Below are 13,393 nucleotides of genomic sequence, written 5' to 3'. Positions count from 1 at the left end.
AAACCGCTCTTGAAACCTAAAAACCAGAGAGCACTAGAGGCGGTCAATAAATTCGGTGGCAACGTCCTCGGGCACGCCCTCTTCGCGCATCACGTCCCGAATCGCGTCCCAGCGCTGGAGACGTCCCGAGTCCCTCATCTGACGTAATTTATCGCGGTCAGCTTGCGAGGTGGCGAGCAGGTTATCAACACTGCCAATCTCTCGTTCAAAATGGACTTTCCGCGCCCTCTCGCGGGAGCTTAAATTGCGAACGCTGCGAGTCGCCAGGAAAATCAAAGCCCCGCCACACAGAATAAAACCAATGGATAGTAAAACGCTCATACCTAAATCTTTTCATACCCGCATGAAATCGGGCTGAAAGAGCGCTAAAAACGCTCTAAGCGTCCTAAAGATTAAGGGTGTGCCCAGCCGTTAGGGATACAACCTAGGTTATCTCCACCATCTGAACTTTGCTGTTGCATTACGGGAGCCAAACCTCCGGGTTTCGGGCAAAACAGGTGACCGTTACCCAGCCAGTGACCGGTCTCGTGGGATACTTCGTAAATGCGGTAGTCAGTCAAGGTTTTACCCTTGTTAAACCACATTTTTGCTCCTCCAATCCAACGGTGAGCATTAAGCACCACATTACTGCCGTTTCGGCAATTTGAAACCCCGTTGGTGGTAAGAGGGGCGCACAGTCTATCCGTGAGAGAGGGACTAGCAATAACAATCCGAAAATCTGCCTGACCATCGGTGCGGGTAAAAGAAACACTCCCATCTTTTCCGCCCCACCCGCGCGGATCATTCAAAATCGCGTGAATGCTTTTCGCAGCCGTTTCACCAGTAATGGGCAGCCCATTTTCGACCTCTACCCGATAAAAGTAGACTTTGCCAGTGCCACGGCCAGGCCATGTGCCAGGCACTACCGAAGTTTTACCCGAACCTGACTGGGGGACATCTTTTGAGGTTTCCCCACCAGCCAGCTCGCCACTAACTTTCAAAGGAACCTGGGTTTCTTTCTTTTGCTGCTCATTGCTAGGTAAGGGAACCGCGGTCCAATTTAAAGTAGGGGCAGTCGGCTGCGCTTGTGCGGTTTTCGGGGCTCGTGGCATTGCCGAGAGAATCAAAATAAAGGTAATAGCCAGCGCAATCGCTAATGAGGAGGCGCGAATCAATAGATTCCAATCCGAGCGACGCCGCGCGCGGTGAGCGCGAGAAATCGGACGCTGCCTCCTAGGGGGATACACTGACATAACCCCCAGTTTAAAGGATTAGAAGCCTCGGATTTATTGCCCCGCTGGCAGAGGTACGATTACCGGGGTTATCTACCAGACAAATACCTAAGAAAAAGGAAAACTCCCCGCGCGTCCTCGTAAATATAACCACAATTTGGGGTTGTCGTTCTAGATGGAGGACCGAAGGACTAGACGGGGCTTTTTAGCTGCTAAGATAAAAACGAAAGAATCGCTTAAAGAGCGCAAATGGAATACAAATGGAGGCCATTAACCTATGGCAAAATATGTCTATATGTTCGCCGAGGGCAACAAAGGTATGAAAGACCTGCTGGGCGGTAAAGGTGCCAACCTGGCAGAGATGACCAATCTGGGTTTGCCCGTTCCCCCCGGTTTTACGATTACTACCGATGCTTGCCGGGCATACCTCAAGCATAACGAGGTGCCTGAAAGCCTAGTTCCGGAAGTAACTCAGGCTTTGCGTGGGGTAGAAGATCAAATAGGACGCACCCTCGGAGACAAAGATGAGCCGCTGCTGGTTTCAGTGCGTTCAGGTGCGAAGTTCTCGATGCCCGGAATGATGGAGACCGTCCTCAATGTGGGACTTAATGACGAGTCGGTGCAAGGGCTGGCGAAGATGTCAGGCTCCGATCGCTTCGCTTGGGACTCTTACCGCCGCCTGGTGCAAATGTTTGGCAAGACAGTGCTAGATATTGACGGCGATTTATTTGCCGATGCGCTCGATTCCATGAAAGAAAAAGTTGGCGCGCGGGCCGATGTGGATTTGACTGCCGAAAACCTGCAAGATTTGACAGCACAGTTCAAACAAATCGTTAAAGAACAGACCGGGAATGATTTCCCGCAAGATCCTCGTACCCAAATGGATATGGCGATTGAAGCCGTATTTAGGTCTTGGAATACCGAGCGGGCAGCGATTTATCGTCGCCGCGAACGGATTCCGAATTCGCTGGGAACAGCGGTGAATATCTGCACCATGGTCTTTGGGAATATGGGTGATGATTCCGGAACCGGCGTGGCCTTTACCAGGGATCCTTCAACTGGGAAATCAGGTGTTTACGGAGATTTCTTGATGAACGCGCAGGGCGAGGACGTGGTTGCCGGTATCCGTAATACCGAGCCTCTTTCCCACCTCAAGACGGTAAACGAGCCGGTTTACAATGAGCTAATCAAGATTATGCGCAAACTGGAAACCCACTACCAGGATATGTGCGATATCGAGTACACCATCGAGAAAGGCAAGCTGTGGATGTTGCAGACCCGCGTGGGTAAGCGGACAGCGGCTGCTGCTTTCCGGATTGCGGTACAACTTAACGAGGAACGTCTAATCACCAAGGATCAGATGCTAGAGCGCGTCAGTGGTGAACAGCTTACCCAGTTGATGTTCCCCCAGTTCAATAATGATGCCGTGCGGGTCAGGCTAACTCGCGGTATGCCGGCTTCTCCGGGGGCTGCTGTTGGTGGAGTTGCTTTTAATAACGAGCAAGCACAGGCTGCAAAGGATGCTGGTAAATCCTGTATTTTGGTGCGGCGGGAAACAAATCCTGATGATTTAGCCGGTATGGTCGCTGCCGAGGGTGTACTTACGGCGCGTGGCGGTAAGACTTCCCACGCCGCGGTAGTGGCTCGTGGTATGGGCAAGACCTGTGTTTGTGGCGCGGAAGCTCTAGAGATTGATGCCGAAGCCGGGACTTTGACCGTTGATGGCAAGACTTTCCACGAGGGCGACGTGATTGCTATTGACGGCGCGACTGGTGAAGTATTCGAGGGCGCGGTTCCGGTTCAGGACTCCCCAGTAACTACTTATCTAGAGAGCGGTCTAACTGCGGGTCTTGAGGCTTGTGACAACGATGCTGATTTGCAGGATTTGGTGCGTTGCGTAGACCGGATGATGGAACTGGCTGATAAACGTGCTCGCTTGCAGGTACGCGCGAATGCCGATAATCCGCAGGACGCACAGCTCGCAGTAGAATTTGGAGCTAAAGGGATTGGGCTTTGCCGTACAGAGCATATGTTCTTAGGTGATCGCCGTCCTCTGGTTGAACACGCTATCCTTTCGGAGCCAGGTTCGGCTGATCGGGAAGATGCTCTGACTCAGTTGGGTCAGCGTCAGCAGCAAGATTTTGTGGAAATGCTGCAAGTCATGGACGGCAAGCCGATGACGGTTCGCTTGATTGATCCTCCGCTGCACGAATTCCTGCCAGATTTGACTGGCTTAGAGGTTAAAGTTGCTCTGCAAAAAGCTGAAGGCAAGGTAAACCCGGATGACCAGCGGATGCTCACCGCGGTTCGGAAGATGCATGAAGCTAACCCGATGCTGGGTTTGCGCGGGGTACGTTTGGGTATGTGGATGCCGGGTCTGTTTGAAATGCAGATTCATGCGTTAGTGTCTGCTGCCGCAGATTTGAAGAAGCAGGGTCTGGATCCGCGCCCGGAGATTATGGTGCCTTTGGTGGGCTCAATTACAGAGCTGGGAATTATCCGTGACCGCGCTCAGGCGATTATTGACGAGATTTCTCAGTCAGCTGGCGTGCAATTGGATATCCCGATTGGTTGTATGATTGAGCTTCCGCGCGCTGCGATTACCGCCGAGTCTATGGCTAAAGAGGCTGATTTCTTCAGCTTTGGAACTAATGACCTCACTCAGACTACCTGGGGTTTCTCTCGCGACGATTGTGAGGGCGTATTCTTCCCCAAGTACATTGAAGAGGGCGTATTTGGGACTTCTCCTTTCGAAACGATTGATACTCATGGTGTGGGTCGTTTGGTTAAGGAAGGTGTCAGTCGCGGTCGCTCTACCAAGCCACAGCTGAAGATGGGTGTTTGTGGTGAACATGGTGGCGATCCTGAATCGATTCATTTCTTCCACAAGACCGGTTTGGATTACGTGTCTTGCTCGCCGTTCCGGGTGGCGGTTGCCCGCCTGGAGGCTGGCCGCGTGGTGGCTTTAGAGAATATCGAGGGTTCTGGAGAGGACGCTACCGCCTAGTTAGGACGCTAAATACACCTGTCCGGTTCCCTACAAGGGGAGGGAACCGGACAGGTTGATTGGTTGAGTCGGCAATAGCTACTAATCCTTGGTATTAGCTTGGTGGCTTTCGCTCGCTCACTGCTCTAGTTCATAAGCTATTTCGAGAACACCCCTGGGAGTCGGCGGGATTTTCCCGCCGACTCCCTTTATTTGGGGTTAGGGTTGATTAGGCGGTTCGCCTTTGAGTTAATTCGCGCTGTTCTTGAATCAAGGTGCGACGTTCCTCTTGGGTTAAACCACCCCAAACGCCGTAAGGCTCATGAGCTGCTAAAGCGTATTCTCGGCATTGGTTAATTACCGGGCATTTTGCGCAGATAGCTTTCGCAGCCTCGTCGCGCCGACGCCGAGTTCCTCCGCGTTCGCCCTCAGGATGGAAAAAACGTTCAGTATCCAAATCCCTGCAAGCGCCTTGGTACTGCCATTCCCACAGGTCAGCTACCGGTCCGGGAAGCCTAGAGATGTAACCCATCAATACTCCTTAACCTCGTGCCTATATCACTTGTCCTCAGTATGGAGGACGTAGCTTACCGTTGTCTGAAAAAGCCAGGATTATCTGCTGAAATAGTGGTTAATAAATCGTGAATAGGCTATGTGGCTCCAAGTAGATTCTTAAATATGCTGATAGCGAAGGCGTGTGCTGAGGATAAATCTCTTCATTTTTGCCTCGCTTCCCCCCTCGCCCTTGTCGATAAATCCAAGCCGCTAAGCGACAAAACCAGAGATAAAACTATCAAGGGAACAGACGTAAAGAACCACCTAGCGGTTAGACAAATCACATCTAAGGGTAAAAGCACTGGAAAAAAGACGCTAAAGCGGACAAAAGTAGCGACAGCCTGGCTGTTCGGGCTAATCTTAAAAAGGTGATTACCGAACACCTTGATGCCCTCGAAGGGCTCACCTATGACGATGTTTTACTGCTTCCCGAAACCACTGATGTAGTTCCCTCTGAGGTAGATACCTCCAGCAGGCTAACTAAACGAATCACCCTGCACACGCCAGTAATATCTGCCGCCATGGATACCGTGACGGAAGCCAATATGGCAATCGCAATCGCTAGGCAAGGCGGAATCGGAATCGTGCATCGTAACCTGCCGATTGCCGAGCAAGCTGCACAGGTGCGTCAAGTTAAACGTTCGGAATCAGGGATGATTACCGACCCGGTGACTATCAGCCCCGATGCGACCTTGCTGGAACTGGATAAGGAATGCGGACACTATCGGGTATCCGGATTGCCGGTAGTCGATAAAAATTGTCACCTACAAGGAATCATTACCAACCGTGACCTACGTTTTATACCGGCAGAAAAATGGGGAACGGTTACAGTGCGCGAAGCAATGACCCCGATGCCACTAACTACCGGACGCAAAGGTATGCCTAGAGACGAAGCTCGGGCATTACTGGCTGAAAAAAAGATTGAGAAACTCCCGCTAGTAGACGATGAAGGTCGCCTGACCGGTCTGATTACGGTAAAAGATTTCGTTAAAACCGAACAATACCCCAACTCCACTAAAGACAAAGAGGGACGTTTAAGGGTGGGAGCCGCCCTCGGATATTGGGGAGACACTTGGGAACGTGCCGAGGCTCTCGCAGAGGCGGAAGTAGACGTACTGGTAGTTGATACCGCCAACGGGGGTGCAAAGCTAGCCCTGGAGATGATTAAGAAACTAAAAGCCTCCCCAGATTTCGCCAATATCGACATTATCGGCGGAAACGTAGCTACTGCCGAGGGCGCGCAAGCCCTAATCGATGCGGGCGCGGATGCGGTAAAAGTAGGGGTAGGACCCGGTTCTATTTGTACCACCCGGGTAGTCGCCGGGGTGGGCGTACCTCAAATCACCGCCATCAACCTGGCTGCCCAGGCCTGTTCAAAGGCGGGAGTACCGCTAATTGCCGATGGTGGTCTGCAATACTCAGGCGATATCGCCAAAGCCATGGTGGCAGGAGCGGACACGGTAATGCTAGGTTCACTGCTAGCTGGATGTGAAGAATCCCCAGGTGAGCTGGTGTTCGTCAATGGTAAACAGTACAAACATTACCGGGGTATGGGTTCGCTGGGGGCAATGAGTTCGCGCGGGCGAAAATCCTATTCCAAAGATCGTTACTTCCAGGCGGAAGTAACCAGCGACTCCCAAATCGTTCCCGAGGGAATCGAGGGGCAAGTCCCATTCTCCGGTGCCCTCTCGGCGGTACTCTATCAGCTGATTGGGGGACTGCGACAATCAATGTTCTATACCGGTTCTCCCGATATTGCCACTTTGAAAAAACGTGGTCGTTTCGTGAAAATTACCGGAGCTGGGCTGCGCGAATCCCATCCTCACGATGTACAAATGACGGCGGAAGCCCCCAATTATCATTCCACGGTTAAATAACACGTATTATTTGAAAAGCAGGGACACAAGGCGCGATTAAGCTAAGGAGTAGCGGTGAGCTGGACTGACGGGCCGTTTATGGGGTTCGATACCGAAACCACTGGGGTAAATACCGCAACTGACCGCATAGTAACTGCTGCCTGTGTGGAATGGAGAAATGGTCAAACTAGGGAACGTACCTGGCTAGCTGATCCGGGAATCCCTATCCCCAAGCAAGCTCAAGATGTCCACGGAATCTCCACCGAATATGCTAAAGAAAATGGGCGACCGCTAGATGAAGTAGTAATCGAAGTAGCTAAAGTTTTAGAGACCTGCGCACACGCCCAAGTCCCGGTGGTTATCTACAATGCCTGCTTTGATTTGCCATTACTTAATAATCATCTGGTGCGTTTGGGGCAACCTACCTTGGGGGAACGGGTAGATTTCTTGCCGGTAATTGATCCTTTGGTGCTAGATAGAGCATTGGACAGGTATCGGAAAGGGAAACGAACCCTAGGAGCGCTCGCGGATTTTTATCAGGTGCGCGGGGAAGATAACTTGCATGATGCCCTGGTAGATGTGCGGCAAACTATCGCTGTATTGAGGGCGATATGCACTGCCTATCCGCAGCTCGGGGAAATGGATTTACGTCAGCTGCAAGAATATCAACGGGGTCAGCATCGCCAATGGGCCAAGCATTTCAACCAGTTTTTGCTCTCTAAAGGACGCAGTGCGGACGTAAATGAGGAGTGGCTGGTATGAATAATCAACCCTTTGGTAATAATCTCTACAACCAGCAAGATGACGGATTGCAAGAATCCAGTGATAGTCGTGGTTCTCTTCCGCGCCGCTTTCCCCCTCGCAGCGTAAACAATCCGCCGCAACCAGCTATTCCTCCCTCTGCAAATAGGGCGCAAATACCGCAGACCCCGGGGAATCCCTCTTTGAATCCGGTCGATACACCCCCGGTTTATCAGCAACAACTCAACCAAAGTAACCAGAATTCCTTTACCGATTCCTCTGAGACTTCCCCGCGCGAATCCCTTTCCCCAAATAAGTCGCTTTCCCCAAACCCGCCAACCCTCGCTGCCCCGCCAGCTCAGGGTGGTAATCGGGATAACCTACAGGGGATAGATACCGATATTTATGGGACTCCGACCGCAGTGTATGGGGCGCTACCAGCAAATACTTCAACGCCGCCTAAAACCGCCACCTTAGCTCAGGAAACTATCAGCATCCCACCCCAGCAAGCAGGAGAGCCACCGGTGCAAGAAGAGACCTCTACCAATACCCGGCGTTCTCCGTGGTGGCTGCTGTATGGTCTGGTTGTTTTGGCTCTAATCGGTTTGGTTAGTTGGCAGATTTTTCGTTTGGTTACTGGCGAAGTGCCGTCTGCTATTCCCTTGGGAACTCAAACCAACCCCACCCAAACCGTATTAGCCAAGGAACCAGACCCAATTCCTACCGCTCAAACCGAGCAGGTAAAAAAGGTTTTATCGGCACAACCGGTTACGCCTGCCCAGTTAGATGGAGATAAGCATCGGGTAACTTTCCGTTCCCAGTCTGGCATTGTGGTGTGTACGATTGCGGAGAAACTCCAAGATAACCCGCCACCCCTGATTCCCTTAGCAGCGAACGCTTCCGGGGCGCTTTCCAGTGGCAGCGGAGTGGTTTGCGCTACTGCCAGTAACTTTAATGCGGCTGGCAATGTAGGTAAATGTAAACAGGGGGATTTGCGGCTCTCGGTGTTGGGGGTATGGGATTCTTCGAGTGGTATCGGAGCGTGCGTTAATGGCACTACTCCGCTATATCAAGACGTGAAATCTGGTCAGCGGGATAACAGTGGTAAACGCTTCGATCTGCAGCCACTGGGAACAGGTCAATATACTCAGCTCGGTAAATATGCGTGTACTTTCGGTGGTGCCGACGTGACCTGCGTAAATGTTTCTACCGGTAAAGGCTTTACATTTGCTGACCTTGGAGGATACAAGTTCTTTTAGTAAATAGGGCGCGCCCTCAAGCCGAATATAGAACCCGTCACAGCTAAGGAGGGGGGCAGCTAGGTTAGAGAAGATGCTAAGGCATGGGCAATAGCCGAAATCCGGTAGAAAATGTTTAGGCCGGATTTAACAGTCCGAAACGTTCAAAGGCTACCGCCACCCCGTCCTCTGCAATCGAGGGAGCAACCCAGTCCGCTATCTCTAACAGCTTGTTCACCCCGCCCTCTAAGGTGATACCTGTACCTGCCTCCTGAATCATCTCGAAATCGTTTGCGGAATCTCCAATCGCCAGCGCCTGAGAGGGGTCTGCGCCAAAGTGATGGAGGACTTCCCGCATAGCGCTGCCTTTATTGACCCCTTTTACCCCTACTTCCACCATTTCACCTGCTCGTACCTGAACAGAGCCAGGTATGACCATATAGCGATCGCCAAACAGGCTATGGGCTTCTTCAACGCTAGAGGACGCTTCCGGGGATAGGTAGAACACGCATTTTTCTGCTGAGCTGGGAGTTCCGTTGGTCACATAGGGCATGATTTGTTCGAGGTAAGCAGACCAGTCACCGCTGGCGGCGCGCTCTGATTTGCCGGAGAGGCGGAAAAAATCCAGGAATGTTTCGGAGGGGTAAAAGTGGTCTCGACATTGCCAAAGCCAGCTAGCACCAGAGCGGCGAAAATAACCCATCCATTCGGAGATGCCGTCCTGGTCGATAGAATGACTGGCTAACACCTGCTCTCCAACTTCTACGTATGCTCCATTGGCGGTTATCAGCCCAGAAAACGGCAGAGAGAATAGAAAAGGGTAAAGCTCCGGATAGGAACGACCGGTGGCGATGAATACTTTGTGTCCGTTCGCAGTGGCGGTGGTGATAGCTTCCTTTACTTTAGAACTAATCACCTGGTTGTGGTCGATTATGGTTCCGTCTAAATCCAAAAAAGCGAACTTGCGCATTGTTGCTCCTTGTCAGGGACACTTGCCGAAAGGGAAATCTGGCAGTTTCCAGGCTATTTCCACTCTAAGTGAGAACGCCAGTTAATGCGCGCCTAGCCTACTCAGATAAAACCTTTCCCCGCCCGACCTCAGGATAAAAAGTTTCTAAAAGGAAATTTCCGCCGATTTGGTGGTTTAATTGTGTTAATGATGCCAGTTTAGATAAAATGAAATTGGTGGCTGTAAGCTACCTCCAAGTGCCGGGGGAGTCCCCCGGCTTTTTAACTAGGAGTGCGATGATGCGCGAGCTAAGCATTTTCGTGGATGAAAGCGGAGATCGAAACGCAAATTCTCGCTATTACTTATTGACTCTTGTTTTTCATGAGCAAGCAGAAGACATTAAGCAGTGTATTAGCCAATATGAATCTCGGCTTTTATTTTCGGATTTACCTAATATTCCATTTCATTCCGAACCCTTGCTAAATGGACATGGACAATATCGATACTTGGATATACATCAGAGAAAGAGGATTCTTACCTGTTTTGCGACATTAGTTCGGCGTTTGCCAGTATCCTATGTAACTTTTCGATATCGAAGTAAAGATATTGTGGATGATGAGCAATTAGAAACCCGTATGAAACGGGATATAACAGAATTTTTACGCGAACATTTAGACTACTTTCAATCCTTCAATGTTATTAAAGTTTATTACGACAATGGTCAAGACGTTGTTAGCCAGTCTTTGGATCAGGCAATATTGGCTATGCTCTCAAAACATACGGTTCAACGCCGGAAAACTTCTATGACCGATTACCGTCTGGAACAAGTAGCAGATTATCTATGTACTATCGAACTAGCCGCCATAAAATATGGAGCGAAAGAAAATGGCGGAACCTACAATAAGTTCTTCGGCGGTATCGGGAAGTTTAAGAAGAACTGGCTCAAAAAAATTAGACCTAAAAAAATCTAAATCATTAATACATAACCGTGACTAACGCGCTATCGACTGTTGGCTCATTTGGCAAAGTTTTGTCCTGTCTCGAGTTCACAGAGCTTTGACTAGACGACGTGCTTTAGTGAGTGCGGGGAAAGGTTTTATCCGAGTAGGTTGGGCGGGCGTTAAATCCGGAAAACCTGGGGTTTTTCCGGATTTTGGGCAGGAGGAAAAACCTTTCCCCGCACGACGCCCGGTTCTGCGCGCGTCCTAGAAAGAAAAAGACAAGCAACTGGCAGTTTTCAGCTAGTTTAAGCAGTTAGCTATGCAGTAAGTAGGGATGGCAACTAGCAGATAGGGGAATAATTTCGCAGAAAATATTTGGTGCCCCGAACAGGATTCGAACCTGCGGCCTTTCGCTCCGGAGGCGAACGCTCTATCCACTGAGCTATCGGGGCTGGACTTCAACGATTCTACACATTTACCCGTAAGTGTGCTAAATCTACGCAGTTATTTTTGATGCTGATTACATTCTTGCGAGCAGACCGCTCTGTTTAGCCAGGCTCAAAATGCGGTGGGTGTAATAATGTGGATATGACTTTTGCTAGCCCATATTCACATGGTTTTGCCCGCCTGGCTGCTATCAGCATCCCCAGCTTGCCCGCTGAAGTGGATCGAAACGTACCAGTCATTGCAGCAGCTGCCCGAAAAGCTGCTCAGCAGGGTGCCTGTGTATGTGTTTTTCCAGAAATGAGTATTTCCGGCTATACCCTCGGTGATTTAGCGGTTTCAACACGCTTGCTAGATGCGGTAGAAAAAGGGGTTGAGCTGCTGGTAAAAGCGACTTCCGACTGCGCGCAGTTAATCGTGGTGGGTGCTCCTTTGCGTCTGGAGGGACGGGTTTATGATTGCGCATTATTCCTTGCCCGCGGCAAAGTGGTTGCTATCACCCCGAAAGTTTTCCTGTGTGAAGAAATGGATGAGCATCGCTGCTTTACTTCCGGGGCGCACCTTCCTGCAGATGCGAGCTGGCATGCCCCCCAGATTCCAGGGGCTAGTGAGGCTCCGGTTGGAAACGGAATTGTTAATGTCGAGGACGTGCCCGGCTTGGCAGTGGCGGCGCAGGTAGGAAGCGATGCCTATGCGGCTAATCCTCCCGCAATGTCTTTGGCTTTGCGCGGAGCTAGTGTGATTTGTAATCCGGCTGCCTATCCTGCAAGTTTAGGTAGAAGTGCGCAGCGGGAGATGCTCGCGCAAGCGACATCTCATAGCGGAATTTGTGCCTATGCCTATGTGGGAGCCGGAAACGGGGAATCATCTTCAGATATGGCTTGGGATGGGCAAACCTTTATCTACCAGGACGGACGTAAGCTTTGTGAAACTGAGCTTTTCCCGGTTGATACCCAAATCGCCCTCGCCGATATTGATCTGACCGCCCTCGCCAATCGTAGGCAGCGAGAAAGCGGGTTTGCCCCCGCCCAGGTAGGTCAGCTTGGAAAGTATTGGGCAGTCGATATTCGTTTGGGGGTTGGCGCTCCTGGCTCGGCTGTCAGCTTTGACCCGTGGGCGAAACATGATGATACTTTGCCTTTAGACAGCGAGGACGCGGGTGCTGCCCTCACTCCTGCCCCTAGTCGCTTTCCGTTCTCGCCTACCTCGCTTGCGGATATAGATAAAGCCTGTAAAGAAGCATTTGAGATTCAGGTTTACGGGTTGAAAAAACGTTTACAGGCAGTCGGGAACCCCAAAATGGTGTTGGGGGTATCTGGCGGTCTAGATTCCACCCAGGCGCTTTTGGTGTGCAGCGAGGTTGCCGTCCGGCTCGGTCTCGAAAAGTCCCAAATTTTGGCCTATACTCTGCCCGGTTTTGCCACCTCGGAAGGAACAAAATCTCACGCATATAGGTTGTGTGAATCCTTAGGTATCAAATGCGAGGAAATCGATATTCGCCCTGCTGCCCGGCAAATGCTCGCCGATATGGGGCATCCTTTTGCTGATGGGCAAGCCCAATATGATGTTACTTTTGAAAATGTGCAGGCAGGGTTGCGCGCCGATTATCTGTTCCGGATTGCTAATCATCAGGGTGGACTGGTGATTGGTACTGGAGATTTATCGGAGGCGGCTCTCGGGTGGTGCACCTATGGGGTGGGCGACCATATGTCGCATTATTCGGTTAATCCCGGGATTCCGAAAACTATGTTGCAAACTATGATTCGCTGGGCCTGCCGGGAAAACCGGTTCGGCGAGGCTTGTACCAAAGTGCTGAAAGATATTTTGGCGCAAGAAATTTCCCCGGAACTAATACCGGGAGGCGGGGAAAAACTGCAATCCACCCAGGACACTATTGGCCCATACGAGCTACATGAGTTCTTCCTCTATCATCTGCTTTTAGGGCGCACTCCCCGCGATATTGCCTATGTGGCCTGGCAAGCCTGGCGGGATAAAGATAACGGGGTTTGGCCGGCAGATCTGCCGGAATCAGACCGTCACCAATACGACCTGGAAACTATTTTGCGCTGGCTGCGCGAGTTCTTGCGCCGCTTCTTTACTTCCCAGTTCAAACGGACTTGCGTACCCGGCGGGCCGGGGGTGAGCGCCGGGCTGGGGCTTAGCCCGCGCGGTGATTGGCGGATGCCCTCCGATATTTCTGGGAGGTTATGGATTACGCAGGTTGAACAATTATTATCGGATTTAGAGGACGAAAAGTAAGCTACCTGTAATAAAGGCTTGGCAAACTGGATTTTTCCGAGGATACCTCTCGCTCGTCCTCATCGAAAGCTACTACCTGTCGCCATAGGACACGCAACCTCCAGTTGCGGGAGATGGAACACTCTAAATTAACTAAGCGGGGACGATGGGCTATTTTGGAACTAAGAAAGAAAAGGTGAAACCGGGATTTAGGGCAGCATTTTGGTAGCTATC

At 51.1% G+C, this 13,393-nt stretch carries 10 protein-coding genes and 1 tRNA gene; 6 read left to right on the top strand and 5 right to left on the bottom strand.

Annotated elements, in window-relative coordinates; translation table 11 throughout:
• Positions 1–33 precede the first annotated feature (33 nt).
• Entirely contained in the window at positions 34–321 is a 288-nt protein-coding gene (locus tag QZT94_RS02605; protein ID WP_296760648.1) for a hypothetical protein, read from the bottom strand.
• Between the two features lie 71 nt (positions 322–392).
• Positions 393–1,232 carry a DUF3152 domain-containing protein gene (locus QZT94_RS02600; RefSeq protein ID WP_270626135.1) on the bottom strand — a complete coding sequence of 280 codons (840 nt, stop codon included), beginning with the start codon at positions 1,230–1,232 and terminating at the stop codon, positions 393–395.
• A 256-nt stretch (positions 1,233–1,488) separates the two neighbouring features.
• On the opposite strand from QZT94_RS02600, the gene ppdK reads away from it, so the two are divergent.
• Complete coding sequence (ppdK, locus tag QZT94_RS02595) at positions 1,489–4,218, top strand: pyruvate, phosphate dikinase (protein WP_296760650.1); 2,730 nt, start codon at positions 1,489–1,491, stop codon at positions 4,216–4,218.
• A gap of 208 nt (positions 4,219–4,426) precedes the next feature.
• Here ppdK and QZT94_RS02590 read toward each other — a convergent pair whose 3' ends face one another.
• Positions 4,427–4,729, bottom strand: coding sequence for a WhiB family transcriptional regulator (locus QZT94_RS02590; protein WP_072510580.1), 303 nt, complete (start codon positions 4,727–4,729; stop codon positions 4,427–4,429).
• 394 nt (positions 4,730–5,123) lie between these two features.
• Between QZT94_RS02590 and guaB the strand changes: the two genes are divergently transcribed.
• From guaB to QZT94_RS02575, 3 genes are read left to right on the top strand one after another with little or no spacing between them, the layout of a single operon-like run.
• Positions 5,124–6,629 (top strand): IMP dehydrogenase, encoded by a 1,506-nt coding sequence (guaB, locus tag QZT94_RS02585; protein ID WP_079986000.1) that lies wholly within the window; start codon positions 5,124–5,126, stop codon positions 6,627–6,629.
• A 54-nt stretch (positions 6,630–6,683) separates the two neighbouring features.
• Positions 6,684–7,370, top strand: coding sequence for an exonuclease domain-containing protein (locus QZT94_RS02580; protein WP_270626137.1), 687 nt, complete (start codon positions 6,684–6,686; stop codon positions 7,368–7,370).
• A complete protein-coding gene (locus tag QZT94_RS02575) occupies positions 7,367–8,608 on the top strand; it encodes a hypothetical protein (protein WP_296773147.1) in 1,242 nt (413 codons plus the stop codon). Before QZT94_RS02580 ends, QZT94_RS02575 begins: the two co-directional genes overlap by 4 nt.
• Positions 8,609–8,723: 115 nt before the next feature.
• Here QZT94_RS02575 and QZT94_RS02570 read toward each other — a convergent pair whose 3' ends face one another.
• Positions 8,724–9,557, bottom strand: a complete 834-nt coding sequence (locus QZT94_RS02570; RefSeq protein ID WP_296760654.1) for an HAD family hydrolase — start codon at positions 9,555–9,557, stop codon at positions 8,724–8,726.
• A gap of 275 nt (positions 9,558–9,832) precedes the next feature.
• Here QZT94_RS02570 and QZT94_RS02565 point away from each other — a divergent pair, with 275 nt between their 5' ends.
• Positions 9,833–10,507: a DUF3800 domain-containing protein gene (locus tag QZT94_RS02565; RefSeq protein ID WP_296760655.1), complete on the top strand. Its 675-nt coding sequence runs from the start codon at positions 9,833–9,835 to the stop codon at positions 10,505–10,507.
• Positions 10,508–10,853: 346 nt separating this feature from the next.
• Here QZT94_RS02565 and QZT94_RS02560 read toward each other — a convergent pair.
• Positions 10,854–10,929 (bottom strand) — tRNA-Arg (locus tag QZT94_RS02560).
• Positions 10,930–11,065: 136 nt separating this feature from the next.
• On the opposite strand from QZT94_RS02560, the gene QZT94_RS02555 reads away from it, so the two are divergent.
• Positions 11,066–13,180: an NAD(+) synthase gene (locus QZT94_RS02555; protein ID WP_296760766.1), complete on the top strand. Its 2,115-nt coding sequence runs from the start codon at positions 11,066–11,068 to the stop codon at positions 13,178–13,180.
• Positions 13,181–13,393 lie beyond the last annotated feature (213 nt).

It is taken from the genome of Varibaculum sp. (assembly GCF_008661855.1).
Taxonomy (GTDB): Bacteria; Actinomycetota; Actinomycetes; order Actinomycetales; family Actinomycetaceae; genus Varibaculum; species Varibaculum timonense_A.
The sequence above is the reverse complement of the archived record's forward strand: the minus strand, read 5'-3'. Positions and strand labels throughout refer to the sequence as shown.